This window comes from Pseudomonas sp. WS 5410, from assembly GCF_012985645.1.
In the GTDB taxonomy this organism is placed as follows: domain Bacteria; phylum Pseudomonadota; class Gammaproteobacteria; order Pseudomonadales; family Pseudomonadaceae; genus Aquipseudomonas; species Aquipseudomonas shahriarae.
The window spans coordinates 58,325-82,083 of record NZ_JAAQWS010000017.1; the positions used below are offsets into that span (position 1 = coordinate 58,325).

Sequence of the window (23,759 nt, forward strand, 5' to 3'; positions counted from 1 at the left end):
CGCAATCAGTGGAATTGAGCTGGCGTCATCGCGGGCACGTTGAATCGTTGCACCGCGATAACGCCCGTATGCCCAGCGATCACATCAAGGCTGGAACGCCCCAATAAAGATCGCCGGATCGACCCGCGCATCATTCAAGCTGATATTCCAGTGCATATGCGGCCCGGTCGCCCGGCCCGTCGCCCCGACCTTGCCCACCACCGTTCCACGCACCAATTGCTGGCCCACCTTCACGTCAATCTTCGACATATGGCAGAACATGCTGATAAAGCCCTGGCCATGATCGACAAACACCGTATTGCCGTTGAAGAAATAATTGCCCACCAGAATCACCTTGCCATTGGCCGGGGTCTTGATCGGCGTGCCGGCAGGCACCGCGAAGTCCAGGCCCGAGTGCGGGTTGCGTTCTTCACCGTTGAAGAAGCGGCGCACGCCGAACTTGCTCGACAGCGGGCCGTTCACTGGTTTGTCCAACACCAGGTTGCTTGGCAGGTTCGGGCTGAAGCTGCGGTAAGCCTTGAGTTGCACGGCCAGTTCGCCTTCGATGCGCTTGAGCTGCGCCGGAGCGGGGTTGACCTGGCTTTTGTTCTTCAGGGTGATGCGCTGTTCCGGGTACTTCTTGAAACCGACGATAAACGGCAGGGTGCGCCCGCCGCTGCTGATGCGCTCGTTACCGGGCTTTACCGTCAATGGGATGCCGACAATCGCCAGCCAGTTGTCCTGTTCCTTGACCACCAGCACCGGTTTGCCCTGGTAGGTGGCTTTCGGTGCGGCGGCGGCGGGGCCCAGGTCGACCACGGCCACACCGCCGGGTACCGGCTTGTTCAGGGTGCGGGTGATGTAGCTGTCGGCGTGGGCATTGAAGGCGAGGCACAGCAGCATCAGCAGGCTAAATAGACGAGGCATCAATCAATCCAGTAATGAAAGGGTGACGGGTGTCAGGTGGTTATCTTCCACCCGCACTTGCAATTGGCCTTCACCGAGGCGCGCGGTCAGGCGTTGGCCGGTGTGGGTTTGCGCGGCATTGCGAATCGCCTGGCCGCGCTCGTCCAACAGGATGCTGTAGCCACGGCCCAGGGTCGCCAGCGGGCTGACCACCTGCAACGTCTGCACCTGGCTTTGCAGTTGCAGACGACGGGCCTTGAGGCCCTCGCGCATGGCCCGGGGCAGGCGCTCGGCGAGGCTGTCCAGGCGCTGGCGCAGCAGAGCCAGTTGCCGCCCCGGATGCTGCCCGGCCAGGCGCGTTTCCAGGCGGATCAGGCGTTCGCGGCGGGTGTTGAGGCTGCGCTCGAACGCGCGGCGCAGGCGCATATCCAGGTCATCCAGGCGCTGGGCCTGCTGGCGCAGGCGCTCACCGGGGTGACGCAGGCGGCGGGCCATGCCTTCCAGGCGCAGGCGGTCGTGGGTCAGGCGATTGCGCATCAGCATCACCAGGCGCCGGTGCAGGCTTTCGACCTGGCGCACCAGATTGCTCGCATCCGGCGCCAGCAACTCAGCCGCCGCCGACGGCGTAGGCGCACGCACATCGGCCACGAAGTCACTGATGGACACATCGGTCTCATGGCCGACCGCACTGACGATGGGCGTGATACAGGCATCAATGGCCCGCGCCACGGCTTCTTCGTTGAAGCACCAGAGGTCTTCCAGGGAGCCGCCGCCACGGGCCAGGATCAGCGCGTCGAAGCCACGGGCATCCGCCAGCTTGAGGGCGCGGACAATCTGCGCCACGGCTTCGCGGCCTTGCACGGCAGTGGGGATCAGGGTCAGTTGCACGTTCGGCGCACGGCGGCCGAACACACTGATGATGTCGCGAATCACCGCGCCCGTGGGCGAACTGATAATCCCGATGCGGCGTGGATGGGCCGGTAGCGCCACCTTGCGCTCGGCACTGAACAAGCCTTCGGCGCTGAGCTTTTCCTTCAAGGCGTCGAAGGCCAGGCGCAACGCGCCATCACCGGCCGGTTCCACGGTGTCGAGGATCAACTGATAGTCGCCACGGCCCTCGAACAGCGAGACCTTGCCCCGCACCTTGACCGCCAGGCCATCCTTCAGTGCCTGACGCACCCGTGCGGCATTGTTGCGAAACAGTGCACAACGCACCTGTGCGCCGCTGTCCTTGAGTGTGAAGTACACATGGCCGGAGGCGGGGCGGGCGAGGTTGGAGATCTCGCCTTCGACCCAGATATTGGTGAACACGTCTTCCAGCAACACCCGCGCGCGGCCGTTGAGCTGGCTGACAGTCAGGACTTCGCGGTCCAGGCCCAGGCGGGCAAACGGGTCTTTAATCATGGGAAGAGATCTTTAGTCATGGGCGGCAGTTTATAGGCATTCGCCCAAGGTTTGACAGAACTGCGCCACCAACGCGCTCGGCGCCTGCGCGCAGGCCAGGGCCACGGTGCTGTGGCAATCGGGGTCGGCCAGGGGCAGGAAGTGAATATTGGCTGGGGCAATATCGCGCATCGACTCGGGCAGCAGGGCAATGCCAAACCCCGCCTGGATCAGCTGCAACTGGGTGGTCTTGCGCGACATCACCCGTGCGGCCTTGGGGAAAAATCCGGCACGCATGCACAATTCGGCCGACAGATAACTCAGACCCCCGCGTTGCGGGTGGGGGATCGAGATAAACGCTTCGTCCTTCAACTGTGCCAGTTCAATGGCCGATGTGTGCCGGGCCAAAGGGTGCGCTGGCGGCACGGCCAGCAACAGTGGCTCCTTATATAAAGGCACGATGCGCACCCCTTCGCGCTGACGCAGTACCGGCAGGCGCAGCAGGCCGACCTCCAGGCGACCATCGGCAATGTCTTCCAACTGCGCTTCGGAGGACAGTTTGACGATATCCATCGACACCCCTGGGCACTGTTCCAGCCAGGTGCTGATCCCGCGCAGTACCCGCCCACTCATCGGCACTGTGCTGGAGTGGCTCAGGCGCAGGGTGCCGAGCTGGCCGTGGCCGACCTGGGTCGCCAGTTCACTGGCCTTGTGCAACTCGCCCAGCAGGTTGCGCGCCCGTGGATAAAACGCCTCGCCGGCGGCGGTCAGTCTGGGTTGGCGGGCGGTGCGCTCGAACAGCGGGGTTTGCAGGATAATTTCCAGCTCCTTGATCTGCCGGCTAAGGGCCGATTGCGCGACAAACAGGCGCTCGGCGGCGGCGCTGAAGCTGCCGCTCTCGGCGATTTCGACGAAGTAACGCAGTTGCCGGGTGGAAATCACGAGTCATGCCTTTTCGAGATAGGTGGAGGGCTTGGAAGATATTAGTCGCAACCCATCCGCTTGGCTAAAGTGAGGGCCATCGCTGACAAGGAATATTGCATGAGCCTGGTTGAATTGATGGGGCAGTGGTCGTTCGGGACGCTGGACTGGTTGGTAATCGGCCTGGGGATTGCCCTGGCCTACATCGTGTTTGGCATCGCCGGCTTCGGCACGGCGCTGGTGGCCGGGCCGATCCTGATTATGTTTATGCCGCTGTCGAAGATCATCCCGCTGCTGGTGCTGCTGGATTTCGTCGCGGCCTTTGGCAACCTGCTGCAATCGCGGCGGGATGTGGTCAAGCCGGAGCTGTTGCGATTACTGCCGTGCATGGCGATTGGCTGCACCCTCGGCGTGATCTTCTTGCTCAACCTGCACTCGGACCTGCTGCTGCTGTTGATGGGCCTGTTTATCAGCACCTATGCCATCTACAGCCTGGCGGTAAGGGCCAAGCCCACGGCCCTGGCTGCCGGCTGGTCGGTCCCCATGGGCGTGGTGGGCGGATTGTTTGGTGCGTTGTTTGGCAGTGGCGGCTTTTTATATGCGATCTATCTGAACAGCCGCCTGCCCAAGGACGGCGCGCGGGCGACCCAAAGCGCGCTGATCAGCGCGAGCACGGTGGTGCGCCTGAGTCTGTTTTTGATCGCCGGGGTGTATGCCGAGTTGCCGCTGCTGATGTTGGCGGTGTGCCTGTTGCCGGCGATGGCCCTGGGGCTGTGGGCGGGGCGGCGATTGACCCTGCGCATGTCCCGTGAGGCGTTTGTGCGCTTGGTGACATGGTTGGTGCTGGCCAGTGGCATTGCCTTGATTGGGCGGTATTTGAGTACTTGACCTGTGGGTTTCAGGGATTAAGCTGCCGGGCTCTAGGGCCTCATCGCGGGCGAGCCCGCTCCCACATTGAAATGCAATCGAATGTGGGAGCGGCTTGCCCGCGATGGCGTCAGACGCCACACCGCAGGACTCCCATGAATTCCCAAAGCATCCTTGTCCCGAAAATCTCCACCTTGCCCGTCCACGAACCCCGCGCCCGGGCCATCGTGCGCTGGCTGGTGCGCAAGAACATCATCAAGGAAGAACTGACCACCTGCGGGCGCACCGGCAACCGCATGGGCTACGCCCTGGCCGACGGTGCCCGCGCCGTGGTGCTGCACCCCGAGGCGCTGCCGTTCAACGAGCCGGTCAATGGCCTGGAAATCATCTACAAACGCTGCATCTACACCCCGGCCAAGGGCTTTCTCGAAGAAGCCGGCTGCCCGGAATGCCTTAAAGAAGTCGGCGAGGCGCTGTTCGACAGCCTGGAAGACTGGATGCCCGGCCACACCGACAACTTCACCTGCCCGTTGTGTGGGCATGAAGATGACATCAACGGGTTTCTGTTCCTGCAGGAATGCGGCTTCTCCAACCTGGGCTTCATCTTCAACAACTGGGCGGAAGCGGGTTTCAAGCAGAGCTTTATCGACGGGTTTGCCGACTGGCTCGATCAGAAAATCAGCTGGGTCAAAGTCGAACTCTAGGAGCGCCCCGATCATTCCCGCGCTCCGCCTGGGAACGATCAGGGCCTGGAAATTCCCCATCTATCAGTATTACCAAGTTTGTCAGAGTTTTACGTTGAGGCCCGAGGGGTGTCTGAGTATAATGACGCGCTTCCATTTTCCCGCTCGGGAGCCCCCGCGATGCTGCGTATCAGCCAAGAAGCTCTGACATTCGACGACATTCTCTTAGTGCCCGGTTATTCCGAGGTGCTTCCTAACGAAGTCAGTCTCAAGACCCGCCTAACCCGTGGCATCGAGCTGAATATTCCCCTGGTTTCCGCTGCCATGGACACCGTCACCGAAGCCCGTTTGGCAATCGCCATGGCTCAGGAAGGCGGCATCGGCATCATCCACAAGAACATGACCATCGAGCAGCAAGCTGCCGAAGTGCGCAAGGTCAAGCGTTACGAAGCCGGTGTGGTGAAAGATCCAATCACCATCGAAGCCGACGCCACCGTACGCGACCTGTTCGACCTGACCCGCCTGCACAACATCTCCGGTGTTCCCGTGCTGCATGATGGTGACCTGGTCGGCATCGTCACTTCCCGTGACGTGCGCTTCGAAAACCGTCTTGAAGTCACCGTCCGTGAAGTGATGACGCCTAAAGAGCGCCTCGTCACGGTCAAGGAAGGCGCCGACAAGAACGATGTGCGTGAACTGCTGCACAAGCACCGCATCGAGCGCGTGCTGATCGTCGACGACAAGTTCGCCCTCAAAGGCATGATGACCGTCAACGACATCGAAAAAGCCAAGGCTTACCCGCTGGCCAGCAAGGATGACCAAGGTCGTCTGCGCGTTGGCGCCGCCGTTGGTACTGGTAAAGACACCGGCGACCGCGTTGCGGCCCTGGTCGCTGCCGGGGTTGACGTGGTGGTGGTCGACACCGCCCACGGTCACTCCAAAGGCGTGATCGACCGCGTGCGCTGGGTCAAGCAGAACTTCCCTGACGTACAGGTGATCGGCGGCAACATCGCCACCGGCGCAGCGGCCAAGGCCCTGGCCGAAGCGGGCGCTGACGCGGTCAAGGTCGGTATCGGCCCTGGCTCGATCTGCACCACGCGGATCGTCGCCGGTGTGGGCGTGCCGCAAATCAGCGCCATCGCCAATGTTGCCGCTGCCCTTGAAGGCACTGGCGTACCGTTGATCGCCGACGGCGGCATCCGTTTCTCCGGTGACCTGTCCAAGGCCATCGTAGCCGGTGCCTCCTGCGTGATGATGGGCTCGATGTTCGCCGGTACCGAAGAAGCGCCAGGCGAGATCGAACTGTTCCAGGGTCGCTCCTACAAGGCTTACCGTGGCATGGGTTCGCTGGGCGCCATGTCCCAGGCGCAAGGTTCCTCCGATCGTTACTTCCAGGACTCCTCGGCAGGCGCCGAGAAGCTCGTACCGGAAGGCATCGAAGGCCGTGTGCCGTACAAGGGCACCCTGAGCGCCATCATCCATCAACTGATGGGCGGCCTGCGTTCCTCGATGGGCTACACCGGCAGCGCCGACATCGAAGAAATGCGCACCAAGCCAGAGTTCGTACGGATCACCGGCGCCGGCATGGCTGAATCCCATGTCCACGACGTGCAGATCACCAAGGAAGCGCCAAACTACCGCGTAGGTTGAGGCTTCCAGCAAAACGTTAAGTAACCGGGGCTGTTCTTTCAGCCCCGAGTTGTTTCTGATTCATTAGACGAGACTGACTTCATGGCCCTCGACATTCACGCCCACCGCATCCTGATCCTCGACTTCGGTTCCCAGTACACCCAACTGATCGCCCGCCGCGTGCGTGAAATCGGTGTGTACTGCGAACTGCACCCGTTCGACATGGATGACGAAGCGATCCGCGAATTCGCCCCTAAAGGTGTCATCCTGGCCGGTGGCCCCGAGTCCGTGCACGAAGCCAACAGCCCGCGTTGCCCGCAAGCGGTGTTTGACCTGGGCGTGCCGGTCTTCGGTATCTGCTACGGCATGCAGACCATGGCCGAGCAACTGGGCGGCAAGGTTGAAGGTTCCGAACTGCGTGAATTCGGTTACGCCCGTGTCGACGTGGTCGGCAAGAGCCGCCTGCTGGACGGCATCGAAGACCACATCGACGCCGACGGCCTGTTCGGCCTCGACGTCTGGATGAGCCACGGTGACAAGGTCACCAAGATGCCGGAAGACTTCCACATCCTGGCCAGCACGCCGAGCTGCCCGATTGCCGGCATGTTCAACGACGAGCGCGGCTACTACGGCGTGCAGTTCCACCCGGAAGTGACCCACACCAAGCAGGGCGGCCGCATCCTGTCGCGCTTCATCCTCGACATCTGCCAGTGCGAAGCCCTGTGGACCCCGTCGAAGATCGCTGAAGACGCCATCGCCAACGTGCGTGCCCAGGTCGGTACTGACAACGTCCTGCTCGGCCTGTCCGGCGGCGTTGACTCCTCCGTAGTTGCTGCGCTGCTGCACAAGGCCATCGGCGACCAACTGACTTGCGTATTCGTCGACAACGGCCTGCTGCGCCTGCACGAAGGCGAGCAAGTGATGGCCATGTTCGCCGAGAACATGGGCGTCAAGGTGATCCGCGCCAACGCCGAAGATCAGTTCCTCAACAACCTGGCCGGCGAATCCGACCCAGAGAAGAAGCGCAAGATCATCGGTCGCACCTTCATCGACGTCTTCGATGCCCAGTCCAACAAACTGGACAACATCAAGTACCTCGCCCAGGGCACCATCTACCCCGACGTGATCGAGTCGGCCGGCGCCAAGAGCGGCAAGGCCCACGTGATCAAGTCCCACCACAACGTGGGTGGCCTGCCTGAGGAAATGAACCTCAAGCTGGTAGAACCGCTGCGCGAACTGTTCAAGGACGAAGTTCGTCGTCTGGGCCTGGAACTGGGCCTGCCGTACGACATGGTCTACCGCCACCCATTCCCAGGCCCGGGCCTGGGCGTGCGCATCCTCGGTGAAGTGAAAAAGGAATACGCCGACCTGCTGCGTCGTGCCGACCACATCTTCATCGAAGAACTGCGCAAGGCCGACTGGTACCACAAAGTCAGCCAGGCCTTCGTCGTGTTCCAGCCGGTGAAATCGGTTGGGGTGGTCGGCGATGGCCGTCGCTACGCCTGGGTCGTGGCCCTGCGTGCCGTAGAAACCATCGACTTCATGACCGCCCGCTGGGCACACCTGCCGTACGAACTGCTGGAGACTGTCAGCGGCCGTATCATCAATGAAATCGAAGGTATCTCGCGCGTGACGTATGACGTGTCGAGCAAGCCGCCGGCGACGATTGAGTGGGAATGATCAGGCGTCCGGCACTGACCGGCACCCTCTAGCAAAAAGTACCCTGAAGCCCGCTTAATTGCGGGCTTTTGGTAATGGGTTACCGGCGGCCTTCGCACACCGGTGATTCGCCGATGCGGCCTTCCTTGCACAGGTCGATGTTATCTGTGCGCTTGAAACCGGCGTCTTTCATGCAATAAAACTGCGTGAGTACCTGGTCAATCGGCGTCCTGTCCCCTGTCCCTGTCAGGTTGGTATAGCCGCAGGCGGTCATAGCACTCTTGACGCCTTCTTCAGACACTCCGATCTTCTTCCAATTGGTAAATTCCGGCGGCGGAGGTTGAAAGCCCCTGCCTGTGCAGCCAATCAATAACACAGCGCAAAAACTCAGCAACAGGCTCTTCGTGAGCATGGCGTTCTTCCTCATGGTTTGGCTCGGATATCGTATGCGTCGTATCAGCGAGCTTGTCGAGGTAGTGTCGAGGGCTGCTCAGGAGTAACTAGAAAAACTCATCCAACAGGCAGTAAAAAGCCATTCGCTGCTCATCAGGTTCCACACCATACCTCTCAAAGAACGGCCTGACCCATTCCTGCCCCAAGTTGCGCTCCACACTGCGGGCCGCCAGGGCCAGATCTTGATAACGGTCACTGACCCCCAGGCGGCCGCAGTCGATAAAACCACTGAAGTGACCGCCCGCTGCCATGAAGTTCGGCAGGCAGGCGTCGCCGTGGGTTACCACCAAGTCATGGATGGTGGGCCGTGTCGACAGGAGTTCGGCGAACACATCGGTGGCGCTACGTCCCAATCGCTCATCGTCGAAGTCCGTTACATCAATCAGCCCGGCGTTGATATGTGCCTGGGCGACGGTGATGCGCAGTTCCAGGGTGTGATCGAAGGGGCATTGCGCCACGGGGATCTGGTGCAATGTACGCAGGGCGTTGGCCAGGATGTCGATGATCTGCGCGGCAGAAAGGTCACTGCTACTGGCCAGGTCCTGTCCCGGGATGGCGCTCATCAGCAGCCAGTGGTGATGGTTTTCCTGCACCTCATCCAGCACCACCGGCGCCGGCAGGCCCTGCTGTTGCAGCCAGTGAAGGCGCTCGATTTCATCGGCAAGCTCGGCGTGTTCTACGAGGGGCTCGGCCTTCAGGAACAGGTCCGTGCCGTTGTCCCTGCGTAGCCGGAAGACGTCAGCCCGCGACTCGCCGATGGCCTGCTGCTCGATCAGCGCATGGGGGAACTGTTCACGCCATTTGTTTGGAATATTCACAGGGCTTTTCCTCTTTCCTGCTTCAGCGCCGTGCAATATCCGAGAAGTAAAACTTATCCAGCGTATGCCGCGACTCGGTGTATTCGAACTGCCGCCCGTCCTGCAAAAATGTCTGGTTGCTCACCACAATCACATGGCTCTGGCCGTCGAGGTCCAGGTGCGCCTGGTCGTCCTTGCTGCGGGGCAGGGCTTCGATGGTGCGCTGGGCGTAGCTGATCTGCAGATGCAGGGTCTGTTCGATGAAGGCGTAGATCGACTGCTCGGCAATCGCCTGGTCCAATCCGGGGATCAGTTCGGCGACGAAGTGGTTGATGTCGAGGATCACCCGTTTGCCGCCAATGCGCCGCACCCGCTTGATGCGGGTAATCAGGGTGCCGGGCTCGGCCTCGATATGTTGCAGCAGCGAGCCTTCCAGCGGGAGTTGGGTGAACTCGACCACTTCGGTGCGTACGTCATCGCCCAGGTCGGCGTGGGTTTCGTGGAAGCTGACGATGCCGCCCAGTTGAAACTCAATCGGGTTGGGCGACAGCACGAAGGTGCCCTTGCCATGGATTTTTTGCGCGAACCCACGCTCCTGCAATTGCTCGATGGCCCGACGCACGGTGCCGCGGCTGGCCTGGTAGGTGTCCATCAATTCGGTTTCGGAGGGCAGGCGCGTGCCGCGTTGCAGGCGTTCGGTGGTGATGCTGGCAAGCAGATCGGTGTAGATCTGGTTGTATTTACTCATGGAGAGGGCTCTGTGCCGCGTTTGCGTTCAAGGCAGGAACCTTAGTGGCAGAGGCGGGCTTTGTCCATTGGCCCCTTGGAAAGCAGTGGGCGACTATTTTTGTAACTCGTACAGACGAGTTGTTGCTTTAACTCGTCTGTACGAGTACTTTTGCCCTCGGCATGCTGCCAATAACAAGAATCTAAAGTGGAAGAACAAGCATGAGCCACGACTATTCCAACATCGCCCGCGAGATTCTCCAGAACCTCGGGGGCAGCGATAACCTTGAGCAGGCGGCCCACTGCGTGACGCGCCTGCGCCTGGCCCTCAAGGACCCGAGCCTGGTCAACGGCAGTGCGTTGAACCAGGTCGACCTGGTCAAGGGCTCGTTCTTCACCGGCGGTCTGTTCCAGATCGTCATCGGCCCCGGCGAAGTCGAAAAGGTCTACGCCGCCCTGCGCGAGCAGACTGGCCTGGCCGCCGCCACCATTGCCGATGTGAAGAAGAAGGGCGCCGACAAGACCAACGCCATGCAGCGCCTGGTGCGGGTGTTCTCCGATGTGTTCATGCCGATCCTGCCGGCGCTGATCATTGCCGGCCTGCTGATGGGCATCAACAACCTGATGGGCGCCAAGGGCATGTTCATCGAGGGCCAGACCTTGCTCGAGGCTTATCCGAACCTGGATGGCCTGTGGAGCCTGATCAACCTGATGGCCAACACCTCGTTTGTGTTCCTCCCGGCGCTGGTGGGCTGGTCGGCGGCCAAGCGCTTTGGCGGCAGTGAAATCCTCGGCATCGTGCTTGGCCTGATGCTGGTTCATCCGGACTTGCTCAACGCCTGGAACTACGGCAAGGCGGTGGCCGGGCTCGACGGCCAGAGCCTGCCGTACTTCGATATTCTGGGCTGGTTCCAGATCGAGAAGGTCGGCTATCAAGGCCAGATCCTGCCGATTCTGATGGCCGCCTACGTTATGAGCGTGATTGAAAAATGGCTGCGGGCGCGGGTGCCGAATGCCATTCAATTGCTCGTCGTGCCGATCACCACCATCGTCGTCACCGGCGTGTTGGCCCTGGCAATCATCGGCCCGGTGACCCGGCACCTCGGCATCCTGATCACCGAAGGCGTGGTCACTCTGTTTGACCTGGCGCCAATGGTGGGCGGGGCGATTTTCGGCCTGCTGTATGCGCCGCTGGTGATTACCGGCATGCACCACATGTTCCTTGCCGTGGACCTGCAGCTGATCTCGACCCAGGGCGGCACGTTTATCTGGCCGATGATTGTCATGTCCAACCTGGCCCAGGGCAGCGCGGCCCTCGGGGTGTTCTACATGAGCCGCAATGCGCGGGACAAAAGCATGGCCTCGACCTCGGCGATTTCCGCTTACTTCGGCATCACTGAACCGGCGATGTTTGGGGTGAACCTGCGCTTCAAGTTCCCGTTCTATGCCGCCCTGCTGGGCTCGGCCCTGGGCAGCATTTTCCTCTCGCTGAACAAGGTGCAGGCCTCGGCCATCGGCGTGGGCGGCCTGCCCGGATTTATTTCGATCGTGCCGCAATCCATCGCGATGTTTGTGATCGGCATGGTCATCGCGATTGTCGTGCCGTTTGTTCTGACCTGTGGGTTGAGCATGAAAATTGTTCGGCCGGGTTATCGCGTCGCCTGATAGATCGCCATCGCAGGCAAGCCAGCTCCCACATCTGGAATGCGTTCCTCTGTGGGAGCCGGGCTTGCCCGCGATGAGGCCCGCAAGACCAGCACACCACTCTACTGAAGGAGCCCACCATGCAAGACTGGCAACACTCGGTGATCTACCAGATCTACCCCAAAAGCTTCCACAGCCATGCGGGTAACGCCACCGGTGACCTGCTGGGCATCGTGGACAAACTCGACTACCTCCAGTGGCTGGGCGTCGATTGCCTGTGGATCACCCCGTTCCTGCGCTCGCCCCAGCGCGACAATGGCTATGACATCAGCGACTACTACGCCATCGACCCCAGCTACGGGACCATGGCCGACTGCGACCTGCTGATCAGCGAAGCGGCCAAGCGCGGCATCAAGCTGATGCTCGATATCGTGGTCAACCACACCTCCATCGAGCACGAGTGGTTCCAGCAGGCGCGCAGCAGCCTCGACAACCCGTACCGCGACTTCTACATCTGGCGCGACCAGCCCAATAACTGGGAATCCAAGTTCGGCGGCTCGGCCTGGGAATACGAGGCGCAGACCGGCCAGTACTTCCTGCACCTGTTCGACCACACCCAGGCCGACCTCAATTGGGACAACCCCAAGGTGCGCGCCGAAGTCTACAAACTCATGCGCTTCTGGCGTGACAAGGGCGTGGGCGGCTTCCGTCTGGACGTGATCAACCTGATCTCCAAACCGGCGGATTTTCCCGAAGACAACAGCGACGGCCGGCGCTTCTACACCGATGGGCCGAACGTACATGCCTACCTGCAGGAAATGCACCGCGAAGTGTTCGAGGGCCACGCACTGATCAACGTCGGCGAGATGTCCTCCACCAGCCTCGAACACTGCATTCGCTACTCGCGACCAGAGTCGAAAGAGCTGTCGATGACCTTCAACTTTCATCACCTGAAAGTCGACTACCCCAACCTGCAAAAGTGGGTGCGCGCCGACTTCGACTTCCAGCAACTCAAACGGATTTTCTCCGACTGGCAACTGGGCATGCAGGCCGGGGGCGGCTGGAACGCGTTGTTCTGGTGCAACCATGATCAGCCGCGGGTGGTCTCGCGCTTTGGCGATGACGGCGAATACCGCGTGGTCTCGGCCAAGATGCTCGCCACGGCCTTGCACTTCCTCCAGGGCACGCCGTTTGTGTACCAGGGCGAAGAGCTGGGCATGACCAATCCGGGCTTCGACAGCATCGAGCAGTACCGTGATGTCGAGACCCTGAACATCTACCGCCTCAAGCGCGATGCCGGTGAGTCCGAGGCCTCGAGCATGGCCGCGATCAAGCAGAAATCCCGCGATAACGGCCGCACCCCGATGCAGTGGGATAGCAGCCAGGCCAATGCCGGTTTCAGCCGCGCTGAACCGTGGATCGGCATCCCGGCCAATGCGGCGCAGATCAATGTCCAGAGCCAGCTGGATGACCCGGATTCGGTGCTGCATCACTACCGCGCGCTGATCGCCTTGCGGCGCCTTGAGCCGCTGATTCAAGAAGGCGTCTACCGCCAACTGCTGCAGGACCACGACAAGGTCTGGGCGTACCTGCGTGAAGGCCATGGCGAGCGCCTGTTGGTGCTGAACAACTTCTATGGCCAGCCCTGCGAAATCCAGTTGCCCAACAACCTGATCAGCGCGGCGAGTGAGCAACGCCTGCTGATCAGCAACTACCCCGACTGCCCGGTACCCACGGACACGGTCATCTTGCGTCCTTACGAGTCTTTTGTGCTGCACCTGACCGACTGAAACATCCCCTTTTCAGGCGCCGGCTTGCCGGCCCCGACAGGGAAAAAATAAGAAAAAATAATGGAGCGCTTCATGAAAACAACAATAAAGCTGGGCCTCGTTGCATCCTGTCTGACCCTGCCCCTGGCGGCGCATGCCCTGGAGTTTGCCGGCTACCTGCGCAGCGGCGCCGGCACCTCGACCGGCAGCGGCCCGCAGCAATGTTTCCAACTGCCCGGCGCCCAATCCAAATACCGCCTGGGCAACGAATGCGAACAATATGCCGAGCTGGAGTTGCGCCAGGACCTGTTCACCCTGGATGACGGCTCGGTGCTGAGCGTGGATGCCATGGCCTCGCTGTACAACAAGTACGACCGCGAGCTGAAGTTCCAAGGCGAAAACAACGGCTCGGCGCGCATGCCGCAGATGTATGCGCAGTGGTCGAATATGCCTAGCCTCAATGGCGGCTCATTGTGGGCCGGCCGGCGCTACTACAAACGTAATGACATCCATATTTCCGACTTCTACTACTGGAACCAGAGCGCCACCGGCGGTGGCATCGAGGACGTGCTGATCGGCGATCTGAAATACAGCTACGCCCTGTCGCGCAAGGACAACCTGTACCAGAAGGAATACGCCACCCGTCACGACTTCAACGTCGCAGGCTTCAAGACCAACCCCGGCGGCGAGCTGGAGCTGGGCCTGAGCTATATCGAACAGGCGGGCGGGCGCGACACCCACAGTGGCTGGGCCCTCACTGCGCAGCATGTGCAGGCCGCGTTCCTCGGTGGCAAGAACAAGTTCGCCCTGCAGTACGGCGAAGGGCCGGGCACTGGCCTTGGCTACACCGGCAACACGGCACTGGAGCGCAGCAGCAAAAGCTACCGCGCGGTGGAGTTTTTCGACTGGCAAGTGACCCCGCGTTTTGGCGGCCAGGTCGAGGCGGTGTACCAGAAAGACGTGCGCCCCGGCAGCCAGGACCAGACCTGGATGTCCATCGGTGTGCGCCCGGCGTATGCCATCAGCGAGCAGTTCAAGCTGGTCACCGAACTGGGGCATGATCAGGTCGACGCCAGCGGCGGCACGCGCAAACTCAGCAAATTCACCTTCGCCCCGACCTGGTCGCCCAAAGGCCCGGATTTCTGGGCGCGGCCGGAGGTGCGTTTGTACTACACCTATGCCACCTGGAACGAAGCGGCCAAGCGCGCGGCCAATGAACTGGCGGCGGGTTCGGCGTTGTCCGACACCGGCTCCTACGGCACCGCGCGGCATGGCTCCAACTTCGGTGTGCAGGTCGAATACTGGTGGAAATAAACACCGGCTTTATGTGGGAGCCGGGCTTGCCCGCGATACCGGCGGCTCGGTGTTCCAGTGCAACCGTATTGATGCAATCGCAGGCAAGCCAGCTCCCACTGGGGCCCATTTCACCCCGGGATTTGTACTCGGCCGATGATTTTTACAGAACCAAACAGCAGGTGATGTCATGACCACAACTCAACCCCTGGAACTGCTGGCGCCCCTGGCGGGTGTGCTGTTGCCCCTGGACCAGGTGCCGGATCCGGTGTTCTCCAGTCGCCTGATCGGCGATGGCGTGTGTATCGACCCCACCTCGCAGACCCTCTGCGCGCCGCTGGCCGGGGTGATCAGCAATGTCCAGGACAGTGGGCATGCGGTCAGCGTCACCGACGACCACGGCGTGCAGGTGCTGATGCATATCGGCCTGGATACCGTGAACCTGGCGGGCAAGGGTTTCACCCGGCTGGTCGAGGAAGGCCAGCGGGTCGAGGCGGGTCAGCCGTTGATCGAGTTTGATGCCGACTTTATCGCGCTCAATGCCCGCAGCTTGCTGACCCTGATGCTGGTGGTCAGCGGCGAGCCATTTGTGCTGCTGGCGACGGACACCGGGCTAGTCACCGCCGGGCAACCGTTGCTGCGGGTGACCCCGGCAATCCGTGCGGCCAACGACGAGGAAGAGGAGGGCGACGCACTGTTTTCCAAACCCCTCACGCTGCCCAATGCCAACGGCTTGCATGCCCGCCCGGCGGCGGTGCTGGCCCAGGCGGCGAAGGGCTTCAATGCGAGCATCTGCCTGCACAAGCAAACCCAGAGCGCCAACGCCAAGTCCCTGGTGGCGATCATGGCGTTGCAGACGGTGCAGGGCGATACCTTGCAAGTCAGCGCCGCGGGGCAGGACGCCGAGGCGGCGATTCAGGCGCTGGTCGCGCTGTTGCTGGAGGGCTGTGGCGAAACCTTAGCGGTGCTGGCCGAGGAGGTTAAACCGGTCGCGCCGCTGTCGTCGGCGAGCGTGTTGCGCGGCGTCTGTGCGTCGCCCGGTTCGGCGTTTGGCCAAGTGGTGCAGGTGGCCGAGCCGCAGCTGAATATGCCTGAAGAAGGGGCTGGCGAGGCGCTGGAACGGGCCGCCCTGGAACGTGGCTTGCGCGCTGCAACCCAGGCGCTGCAGGCGTTGCAGGACAAGCCCGGCGGCAGTGCCCAGGTAGAGATTTTCCGTGCCCATCAGGAATTGCTCGAAGACCCGACCCTGCTTGAACAAGCCCACGCCCTGCTCGCCGAAGGCAAGAGCGCCGCGTTTGCCTGGAACAGCGCCACACTCGCTACCGCCGGGCTGTTCGAGCAATCAGGCAGCCCCCTGCTGGCCGAACGCGCCGCCGACATGGCGGATGTTGGCCAGCGTGTGCTCAAGCTGATCCTCGGGGTTAAAGACGGCGCCTGGGAGTTGCCGGAGCAGGCCATCCTGATTGCCGAGCAATTGACCCCCTCGCAAACCGCCAGCCTCGATCCGGGCAAGGTGTTGGGGTTTATCACCGTGGCCGGAGGGGCCACCAGCCACGTCGCCATTCTTGCTCGCGCCCTGGGCTTGCCGGCGATGTGCGGTGTGTCGGCCCAGGTCCTGGCGTTGCCCGATGGCAAGCCCGTGTTGCTGGACGCCGACAAAGGCGAACTGCACCTCGACCCGGACCTGGCGGTGATCGAGACGCTGCGGGCTGCGCGCGAGCAGCAGGTTGTGCGCCACCAGCGCGATCTGCAGCAGGCCGCCTTGGCCGCCACCACTCGCGATGGTCATCATATTGAGGTGACCGCCAACGTCGCTTCGCTGCAGGAGGTGCAGCAAGCCCTGGTCCTGGGGGCCGAGGGGGTCGGGCTGTTGCGCTCGGAGTTTCTCTACCTGGACCGCAACCGCGCGCCGAGCCCGCAGGAACAGGCCCAGACCTACAGCGCCATTGCCGGTGTCCTGGGCACCGAGCGCAATCTGGTGGTACGCACGCTGGATGTGGGCGGTGACAAACCCTTGGCCTATGTGCCGATGGACAGCGAGACCAACCCCTTTCTTGGCCTGCGCGGCATTCGCCTGTGCCTGGAGCGCCCGCAACTGTTGCGCGAGCAGTTCCGCGCAATCCTTGCCAGCGCGGGCCTGGCGCGGCTGCATATCATGTTGCCGATGGTCAGCCTGTTGTCGGAGCTGCATCAGGCCCGGCAGATCCTCGAAGAGGAAGCGCTGGCCCTGGGGCTTACCGAACTGCCGAAGCTGGGGATCATGATTGAGGTGCCGTCGGCGGCATTGATGGCGGATGTGTTTGCGCCCCATGTGGACTTTTTCTCGATCGGCACCAATGACCTGACCCAATACACCCTGGCCATGGACCGCGACCACCCGCGCCTGGCCAGCCAGGCCGACAGCTTTCACCCGGCGGTGCTGCGCCTGATCGCCACCACGGTCAAGGCCGCCCATGCCCATGGCAAGTGGGTGGGTGTGTGTGGCGCGCTGGCGTCCGAAACACTGGCGGTGCCGATGTTGATCGGGCTGGGGGTGGACGAGTTGTCCGTCAGCGTACCGTTGATCCCGAGTATCAAGGCCACCGTGCGTGACCTGGACCTGGCGGACTGCCAACTGATCGCCCACCAGGTGTTGAATCTGGAAGAGGCCGCCCAGGTGCGCGAGGCCCTGAGCCTGTACCACGCAGCAACCGTCGAAACCTCATTGGTTGTGGAGAACTGAATATGTTCGAGAAATTGCAGCAGGCGTTCTGGAAAGCCCTGACCCCGGACCTGGTGGCGGAAACGCTGGTTGCCGAGCCGAAGGCTGACGGCATGTTGGCGCCGGCGGTGCTGAGTGCATTGGGTGGGGCGGCGAATCTCAAGACACAGCAGCGGGTGGCGTTGACGCGGACCCGCGTGCAGCTACAGAACCCAGCACTAGTGGACGAGGCGGCGCTGAAGGCGGCGGGTATCACGGCGGTGATGGTGCTGGCGGGCGGGGTGGTGCATCTGATCACTGGCCTATAGAACACCACAAAATAAATGTGGGAGAGGGCTTGCCCGCTCCCACATTGGGTTTTGTGCTGTCTGATCGGACCCGGGGGTCAGAGTTGGGGGGTATCTTGCGGCGGCTTGGTCTTGTCCACGCCCGGCACATGCAGGTTGCCTTCCACCATCTGGTTGCCCTCCAGCTGCGGCTGGGTCACCCAGGTCAGGATGTCGTAATAACGGCGGATGTTGGCCACGAAGTGCACCGGCTCGCCGCCCCGGGCGTAGCCGTAGCGGGTCTTGCTGTACCACTGCTTCTGCGACAGGCGCGGCAGCATTTTCTTCACGTCCAGCCACTTGTTCGGGTTCAGGCCTTCCTTTTGCGCCAGCTTGCGCGCGTCATCCAGGTGACCGCCGCCGACGTTATAGGCTGCCAGGGCAAACCAGGTGCGGTCAGGTTCGAGAATCTTGTCGTCCAGTTCGCTCTTGATCATCGCCAGGTACTTGGCGCCACCCTTGATGCTCTGCCGCGCATCCAGGCGGTTGGACACGCCCATGGCCTGGGCGGTGTTCTGGGTCAGCATCATCAGGCCGCGCACGCCGGTCTTGGAAGTGACGGTCGGTTGCCACAGCGATTCCTGGTAACCAATGGCTGCCAGTAGCCGCCAATCGACCTTTTCTTCCTTGGCCGAGGTCTTGAAGAACTTCTCGTACTTGGGCAGGCGCTGCTGCAAGTGCTGGGCAAAGGTGTAGGCGCCGACGTAACCCAGTACATCGACATGCCCGTAATAACGATCCTTGAGGCGTTGCAGGGTGCCGTTCTTCTCGACCTTGTCGAGGTAGCTGTTGACCTCGTTGAGCAGGCTGTTGTCTTCACCGGCAGCCACGGCCCAGCTCTGGTTGCTGGCGTTGCCCAGATCGAAGGCCACCCGCACGTTGGGGAAGTACACCTGGTTCATCGCCACTTCATTGGAGTCGACCAGGGTCAGGTCGATCTGCCCTTCATCGACCATGCGCAGCAGGTCGACCACTTCAACGGCATCGGACTCTTCGTACTCAATCGCAGGATTCTGCTTTTTCAGCTCGGCCAGTTGCTCGGCATGGGTGCTGCCCTTGAGCACCATGATCTTTTTGCCCACCAGGTCGGCCGCATTGGTGGGGCGGGATTGGCCGTTGCGATAGATGATCTGCGGGGTGACTTCCAGGTACGCATGGGAAAAGCGCACCTGTTGTTTACGCTGCTCGCTGCTGACCAGGCCAGCGGCGGCCAATACCGGACCGTTGGGTTTGCCCAACTGGTCGAACAGGTCATCGAGGTTGTCGGCGGTCTCGATTTCAAGCTTGACCCCCAGGTCGTCGGCAAAGCGCTTGACCAGTTCGTATTCGAAACCGGTTTCGCCGTTGCGGTCCTGGAAATAGGTGGCCGGGCTGTTTCGGGTGACCACCCGCAATACGCCATCCTCCTTGATTCGCTCGAGCGTGCTGGGCTTATCAACACAGGCGCTGAGCATCAGGAAGAGTCCGGTGGCGAGGAGCCATTTGGCACATCGCGGGCGCAAAGCAGTTGGGGAGAACATCTGGGCAGTATACGCAAACGGCCCACGGCGCCATATCTCGACAGCATGGGAGTTGTCTGCTAGCGCCTGCGAAACTGTGCTGCAGCCCGCAGAAACGTGGCCTGGGGCGCAATGGTGAGGGTGAAAATAACTGCGTCGGCCACCCTGGAAAACGCCCCGATACCGTGCAATCTGTGCCAACTGACGTTCGGCAGCGGCCAGCGGCACCGTTTCGGGTGCCGTTGGCGCAGGTTTACGCTAGAATGCACGGCCTCAAAGCACACCCCCTTCCCGAGGCTGTCCCGAAGATGTTGATCCTGCGCGGCGCTCCTGCCCTTTCTGCCTTTCGCCACAGCAAACTCCTTGAGCAACTGAGCCAGAAGGTTCCAGCTGTCACTGGCTTGTATGCTGAATTTGCTCACTTCGCCGACGTTAACGGCGTTTTGACCGCCGACGAACAGCAAGTGCTGGCACGCCTTCTGAAGTACGGCCCCAGCGTTCCCGTTCAAGAGCCGACTGGCCGCTTGTTCCTGGTTCTGCCACGGTTCGGCACCATCTCGCCCTGGTCGAGCAAGGCCAGCGATATCGCCCGCAACTGTGGCCTGGAAAAAATCCAGCGCCTGGAACGCGGGATCGCCTTCTACGTGGCTGGCCAGTTCAGCGATGCCGAAGCCGAGCTGATTGCCAGCAGCCTGCACGACCGCATGACCCAGATCATCGTCAGCCAGCTGGAACAGGCTGCCGGCCTGTTCAGCCATGCCGAGCCCAAGCCGCTGACCGCGATTGACGTGCTCGGCGGTGGCCGCGCCGCCCTCGAGAAGGCCAACACCGAGCTGGGCCTGGCCCTGGCCGAAGACGAGATCGACTACCTGGTCAACGCCTTCAACGGTTTGCAGCGCAACCCCCACGACATCGAACTGATGATGTTCGCCCAGGCTAACTCCGAGCACTGCCGCCACAAGATTTTCAACGCCAGTTGGGATATCGACGGCCAGAGCCAGGAAAAAAGCCTGTTCGGCATGATCAAGAACACCTACGTGATGCACAGCGAAGGCGTTCTGTCGGCTTATAAAGACAACGCCTCGGTGATCGTCGGCTCTGTCGCCGGCCGTTTCTTCCCGGACCCGGAAACCCGCCAGTACGGCGCGGTGCAAGAGCCGGTGCACATCCTGATGAAGGTTGAAACCCACAACCACCCGACCGCGATTGCCCCGTTCCCGGGCGCAGCCACCGGCTCGGGCGGCGAGATCCGCGACGAGGGCGCCACCGGCCGTGGCGCCAAGCCCAAGGCGGGCCTGACCGGTTTCACCGTGTCCAACCTGCAGATCCCAGGCTTCGAACAGCCGTGGGAAGTGCCATACGGCAAGCCTGAGCGCATTGTTACCGCACTCGACATCATGATCGAAGGCCCGCTCGGCGGCGCCGCGTTCAACAACGAATTCGGACGTCCGGCCCTGACCGGTTATTTCCGTACCTTCGAGCAGTCCATCACCACCCCCCGTGGCGATGAAGTGCGCGGTTACCACAAGCCGATCATGTTGGCCGGCGGTATGGGCAACATCCGTGAAGACCACGTGCAGAAGGGCGAGATCCTCGTCGGCTCGAAGCTGATCGTGCTCGGTGGCCCGGCCATGTTGATCGGCCTGGGCGGCGGCGCGGCTTCCTCCATGGCCACCGGCACCAGCTCGGCGGACCTGGACTTCGCTTCTGTTCAGCGCGAAAACCCTGAGATGGAACGCCGTTGCCAGGAAGTCATCGACCGTTGCTGGCAGTTGGGTGACAAGAACCCCATCAGCTTTATCCACGACGTCGGCGCCGGCGGTTTGTCCAACGCCTTCCCGGAACTGGTCAATGACGGCGACCGTGGTGGCCGTTTCGAACTGCGCAATATTCCAAACGACGAGCCGGGCATGGCCCCGCACGAAATCTGGAGCAACGAATCCCAGGAACGTTACGTACTGGCGGTCGGCCCTGAAGACTTCGCGCGCTTCCAGGCCATCTGCGAACGCGAGCGTTGCCCGTTTGCCGTGGTCGGCGAAGCCACTGCCGAGCCGCAACTGACCGTGACCGACAGCCACTTCGGCAACAGCCCGGTGGACATGCCCCTCGAAGTGCTGCTGGGCAAGGCCCCGCGCATGCACCGTTCGGCGGTACGTGAAGCCGAGCTGGGCGATGATTTCGACCCAAGCAGCCTGGACCTGACCGACAGCATCGAGCGCGTGCTGCACCACCCGGCCGTGGCGAGCAAAAGCTTCCTGATCACCATCGGCGACCGCACCATCACCGGTCTGGTTGCCCGTGACCAGATGGTCGGCCCATGGCAGGTACCGGTGGCTGACGTTGCCGTGACCGCCACCAGCTTTGATGTGTACACCGGTGAAGCCATGGCCATGGGCGAGCGTACCCCGCTGGCCCTGCTGGACGCCCCGGCATCGGGCCGCATGGCCATTGGTGAAACCATCACCAACATCGCCGCATCGCGTATTGGCAAGCTGTCCGATATCAAGCTGTCGGCCAACTGGATGTCTGCTGCCGGCCACCCCGGCGAAGATGCGCGCCTGTACGACACCGTCAAGGCAGTCGGCATGGAGCTGTGCCCGGAACTGGGGATCACCATTCCGGTGGGCAAGGACTCCATGTCCATGGCCACCCGTTGGAACGATGAAGGCACCGACAAGAGCGTTACCTCGCCGCTGTCGCTGATCGTCACCGGCTTTGCGCCAGTCACCGATGTCCGCCAGACCCTGACCCCGCAACTGCGCATGGACAAGGGCACCACCGACCTGATCCTGATCGACCTCGGTCGTGGCCAGAACCGCATGGGCGCCTCGATCCTTGCCCAGACCCACGGCAAGCTCGGCAAGCAGGCGCCGGACGTCGATGACGCCGAAGACCTCAAAGCCTTCTTCGCCGTGATCCAGGGCCTGAATGCCGATGGCCACCTGCTGGCTTACCACGACCGTTCTGACGGTGGTTTGCTGACCAGCGTCGTGGAAATGGCCTTCGCCGGTCACTGCGGCCTGAGCCTGAACCTCGACGGCCTGGCGGAAACTTCCGCTGACATCGCTGCCATCCTGTTCAACGAAGAGTTGGGCGCGGTCATCCAGGTGCGCCAGGACGCCACCCCGGACGTGCTTGCACAGTTCAGCGCCGCTGGCCTGGGCGACTGCGTGGCCGTGGTCGGCCAGCCGATCAACAACGGTGTGATCAACATCGTGTTCAACGGCGACACCGTGTTTGAAGGCCAGCGCCGCCTGCTGCAACGCCAGTGGGCCGAGACCAGCTATCAGATCCAGCGCCTGCGCGATAACGTCGCCTGTGCCGAGCAGGAATTCGACGTGATCCTGGAAGAAGACAACCCGGGCCTGAGCACCAAGCTCAGCTTCGACGTCAACCAGGACATCGCCGCGCCGTACATCAAGAAAGGCATCCGCCCACAGGTTGCCGTGCTGCGTGAGCAGGGCGTCAACGGCCAGGTGGAAATGGCGGCCGCGTTCGACCGTGCCGGCTTCAATGCGATTGACGTGCACATGAGCGATATCCTCGCCGGTCGTGTTGACCTCAATGAGTTCAAGGGCCTGGTGGCCTGCGGCGGTTTCTCCTACGGCGACGTGCTGGGTGCCGGCGAAGGCTGGGCCAAGTCGGCCCTGTTCAACAGCCGTGCCCGCGATGCGTTCCAGGGTTTCTTCGAGCGTAACGACAGCTTCACCCTGGGTGTGTGCAACGGTTGCCAGATGATGTCCAACCTTCACGAACTGATCCCGGGCAGCGAGTTCTGGCCGCACTTTGTGCGTAACCGTTCCGAGCAGTTCGAGGCCCGTGTGGCCATGGTGCAGGTGCAGGAATCGAACTCGATCTTCCTGCAAGGCATGGCCGGTTCGCGCATGCCAATCGCCATCGCCCACGGTGAAGGCCATGCCGAGTTCGCCAGCGAAGAAGCGCTGCTCGAAGCCGACCTGTCCGGCACCGTGGCCCTGCGCTTTGTCGACAACCACGGCAAGGTCACCGAAAACTACCCGGCCAACCCGAACGGCTCGCCGCGCGGGATCACCGGGCTGACCAGCCGCGACGGTCGTGTGACCATCATGATGCCGCACCCGGAGCGTGTGTTCCGCGCGGTGCAGAACTCGTGGCGCCCGGAAGAGTGGAACGAAGACGGTGCGTGGATGCGCATGTTCCGTAACGCTCGTGTGTGGGTGAACTAAGGCCGTGTACAAGCTCAGCTTCTTTGTGCCCGACAGCCATGTGGAGGCGGTGAAAAGCGCCGTCTTCGCGGCCGGTGGCGGGCGCATCGGCAACTACGACAGCTGTGCCTGGCAAGTGCTGGGCCAGGGCCAATTCCGCCCGATGGACGGCAGCCAGCCGTTTATCGGGCAGGTGGGCCAGGTCGAAGTGGTTGAAGAATGGAAGGTTGAGCTGGTGGTGGCTGATGAGTTGATCAAGGCAGTTGTCGCTGCGTTGAAGCTCAGCCACCCCTATGAAACACCGGCTTATGAGGTGTGGCAGCTGGCGGATTTCTGATCG

The 23,759-nt window shown here is 62.0% G+C and carries 18 protein-coding genes; 11 read left to right on the forward strand and 7 right to left on the reverse strand.

Annotated features, from left to right (window positions below; translation table 11 throughout):
• Positions 1–84: 84 nt before the first annotated feature.
• The 3 genes from HBO24_RS22450 to HBO24_RS22460 are packed head-to-tail and all read right to left on the reverse strand — an operon-like array spanning position 85 to position 3,210.
• Positions 85–906, reverse strand: coding sequence for a M23 family metallopeptidase (locus HBO24_RS22450; RefSeq protein ID WP_128593883.1), 822 nt, complete (start codon positions 904–906; stop codon positions 85–87).
• 3 nt (positions 907–909) lie between these two features.
• Positions 910–2,289 (reverse strand): exodeoxyribonuclease VII large subunit, encoded by a 1,380-nt coding sequence (gene xseA, locus HBO24_RS22455; protein ID WP_057960563.1) that lies wholly within the window; start codon positions 2,287–2,289, stop codon positions 910–912.
• A 30-nt stretch (positions 2,290–2,319) separates the two neighbouring features.
• Positions 2,320–3,210, reverse strand: a complete 891-nt coding sequence (locus HBO24_RS22460) for a LysR family transcriptional regulator (protein WP_057960562.1) — start codon at positions 3,208–3,210, stop codon at positions 2,320–2,322.
• A gap of 99 nt (positions 3,211–3,309) precedes the next feature.
• Here HBO24_RS22460 and HBO24_RS22465 point away from each other — a divergent pair, with 99 nt between their 5' ends.
• The 4 genes from HBO24_RS22465 (at position 3,310) to guaA (ending at position 8,048) form a co-directional block, all read left to right on the forward strand.
• A complete protein-coding gene (locus HBO24_RS22465) occupies positions 3,310–4,077 on the forward strand; it encodes a sulfite exporter TauE/SafE family protein (protein WP_170060337.1) in 768 nt (255 codons plus the stop codon).
• A 134-nt stretch (positions 4,078–4,211) separates the two neighbouring features.
• Entirely contained in the window at positions 4,212–4,760 is a 549-nt protein-coding gene (locus HBO24_RS22470; protein WP_170060338.1) for a sugar ABC transporter ATPase, read from the forward strand.
• Positions 4,761–4,919: 159 nt separating this feature from the next.
• The gene (gene guaB / locus HBO24_RS22475; protein WP_003209646.1) at positions 4,920–6,389 is read left to right on the forward strand and encodes an IMP dehydrogenase; all 1,470 of its coding nucleotides are present in this window, start codon (positions 4,920–4,922) and stop codon (positions 6,387–6,389) included.
• A gap of 81 nt (positions 6,390–6,470) precedes the next feature.
• A complete protein-coding gene (gene guaA, locus HBO24_RS22480; protein WP_017134673.1) occupies positions 6,471–8,048 on the forward strand; it encodes a glutamine-hydrolyzing GMP synthase in 1,578 nt (525 codons plus the stop codon).
• Between the two features lie 79 nt (positions 8,049–8,127).
• On the opposite strand, the gene HBO24_RS22485 is transcribed toward guaA, so the two are convergent.
• The 3 genes from HBO24_RS22485 to treR form a co-directional block, all read right to left on the reverse strand.
• On the reverse strand, positions 8,128–8,439 hold the full coding sequence (locus tag HBO24_RS22485; RefSeq protein WP_170060339.1) for a hypothetical protein: 312 nt from the start codon (positions 8,437–8,439) through the stop codon (positions 8,128–8,130).
• A gap of 88 nt (positions 8,440–8,527) precedes the next feature.
• A complete protein-coding gene (locus HBO24_RS22490) occupies positions 8,528–9,298 on the reverse strand; it encodes an APH(3')-II family aminoglycoside O-phosphotransferase (protein ID WP_170060340.1) in 771 nt (256 codons plus the stop codon).
• 22 nt (positions 9,299–9,320) lie between these two features.
• The gene (treR, locus tag HBO24_RS22495) at positions 9,321–10,025 is read right to left on the reverse strand and encodes a trehalose operon repressor (RefSeq protein ID WP_057960558.1); all 705 of its coding nucleotides are present in this window, start codon (positions 10,023–10,025) and stop codon (positions 9,321–9,323) included.
• Between the two features lie 200 nt (positions 10,026–10,225).
• On the opposite strand from treR, the gene treP reads away from it, so the two are divergent.
• The 5 genes from treP (at position 10,226) to HBO24_RS22520 (ending at position 17,718) form a co-directional block, all read left to right on the forward strand.
• Positions 10,226–11,668 carry a PTS system trehalose-specific EIIBC component gene (treP, locus tag HBO24_RS22500; protein WP_057437971.1) on the forward strand — a complete coding sequence of 481 codons (1,443 nt, stop codon included), beginning with the start codon at positions 10,226–10,228 and terminating at the stop codon, positions 11,666–11,668.
• Between the two features lie 119 nt (positions 11,669–11,787).
• Positions 11,788–13,437, forward strand: coding sequence for an alpha,alpha-phosphotrehalase (gene treC / locus HBO24_RS22505; RefSeq protein WP_057437973.1), 1,650 nt, complete (start codon positions 11,788–11,790; stop codon positions 13,435–13,437).
• Positions 13,438–13,509: 72 nt separating this feature from the next.
• Complete coding sequence (locus HBO24_RS22510) at positions 13,510–14,730, forward strand: carbohydrate porin (RefSeq protein ID WP_057444517.1); 1,221 nt, start codon at positions 13,510–13,512, stop codon at positions 14,728–14,730.
• A gap of 169 nt (positions 14,731–14,899) precedes the next feature.
• Entirely contained in the window at positions 14,900–17,431 is a 2,532-nt protein-coding gene (ptsP, locus tag HBO24_RS22515; protein WP_170060341.1) for a phosphoenolpyruvate--protein phosphotransferase, read from the forward strand.
• A gap of 2 nt (positions 17,432–17,433) precedes the next feature.
• Positions 17,434–17,718: a PTS transporter subunit EIIB gene (locus HBO24_RS22520; protein ID WP_115127487.1), complete on the forward strand. Its 285-nt coding sequence runs from the start codon at positions 17,434–17,436 to the stop codon at positions 17,716–17,718.
• A 77-nt stretch (positions 17,719–17,795) separates the two neighbouring features.
• Here HBO24_RS22520 and mltF read toward each other — a convergent pair whose 3' ends face one another.
• Entirely contained in the window at positions 17,796–19,256 is a 1,461-nt protein-coding gene (gene mltF / locus HBO24_RS22525; RefSeq protein ID WP_115127488.1) for a membrane-bound lytic murein transglycosylase MltF, read from the reverse strand.
• A 287-nt stretch (positions 19,257–19,543) separates the two neighbouring features.
• Between mltF and purL the strand changes: the two genes are divergently transcribed.
• Together purL and HBO24_RS22535 are read left to right on the forward strand one after the other, a co-directional pair.
• Positions 19,544–23,440: a phosphoribosylformylglycinamidine synthase gene (purL, locus tag HBO24_RS22530; protein ID WP_115127489.1), complete on the forward strand. Its 3,897-nt coding sequence runs from the start codon at positions 19,544–19,546 to the stop codon at positions 23,438–23,440.
• A 4-nt stretch (positions 23,441–23,444) separates the two neighbouring features.
• On the forward strand, positions 23,445–23,756 hold the full coding sequence (locus HBO24_RS22535; protein ID WP_170060342.1) for an NGG1p interacting factor NIF3: 312 nt from the start codon (positions 23,445–23,447) through the stop codon (positions 23,754–23,756).
• Positions 23,757–23,759 lie beyond the last annotated feature (3 nt).

Excerpts from the sequence above, each read along its gene's own strand:
- HBO24_RS22465 (WP_170060337.1), top strand. The coding sequence starts at position 3,310 with ATGAGCCTGGTTGAATTGATGGGGCAGTGGTCGTTCGGGACGCTGGAC.
- ptsP (WP_170060341.1), top strand. The coding sequence starts at position 14,900 with ATGACCACAACTCAACCCCTGGAACTGCTGGCGCCCCTGGCGGGTGTG.
- treC (WP_057437973.1), top strand. The coding sequence starts at position 11,788 with ATGCAAGACTGGCAACACTCGGTGATCTACCAGATCTACCCCAAAAGC.
- treP (WP_057437971.1), top strand. The coding sequence starts at position 10,226 with ATGAGCCACGACTATTCCAACATCGCCCGCGAGATTCTCCAGAACCTC.
- HBO24_RS22510 (WP_057444517.1), top strand. The coding sequence starts at position 13,510 with ATGAAAACAACAATAAAGCTGGGCCTCGTTGCATCCTGTCTGACCCTG.
- HBO24_RS22520 (WP_115127487.1), top strand. The coding sequence starts at position 17,434 with ATGTTCGAGAAATTGCAGCAGGCGTTCTGGAAAGCCCTGACCCCGGAC.
- mltF (WP_115127488.1), bottom strand. The coding sequence starts at position 19,256 with ATGTTCTCCCCAACTGCTTTGCGCCCGCGATGTGCCAAATGGCTCCTC.
- purL (WP_115127489.1), top strand. The coding sequence starts at position 19,544 with ATGTTGATCCTGCGCGGCGCTCCTGCCCTTTCTGCCTTTCGCCACAGC.
- guaA (WP_017134673.1), top strand. The coding sequence starts at position 6,471 with ATGGCCCTCGACATTCACGCCCACCGCATCCTGATCCTCGACTTCGGT.
- xseA (WP_057960563.1), bottom strand. The coding sequence starts at position 2,289 with ATGATTAAAGACCCGTTTGCCCGCCTGGGCCTGGACCGCGAAGTCCTG.
- HBO24_RS22485 (WP_170060339.1), bottom strand. The coding sequence starts at position 8,439 with ATGCTCACGAAGAGCCTGTTGCTGAGTTTTTGCGCTGTGTTATTGATT.
- guaB (WP_003209646.1), top strand. The coding sequence starts at position 4,920 with ATGCTGCGTATCAGCCAAGAAGCTCTGACATTCGACGACATTCTCTTA.
- treR (WP_057960558.1), bottom strand. The coding sequence starts at position 10,025 with ATGAGTAAATACAACCAGATCTACACCGATCTGCTTGCCAGCATCACC.
- HBO24_RS22470 (WP_170060338.1), top strand. The coding sequence starts at position 4,212 with ATGAATTCCCAAAGCATCCTTGTCCCGAAAATCTCCACCTTGCCCGTC.
- HBO24_RS22450 (WP_128593883.1), bottom strand. The coding sequence starts at position 906 with ATGCCTCGTCTATTTAGCCTGCTGATGCTGCTGTGCCTCGCCTTCAAT.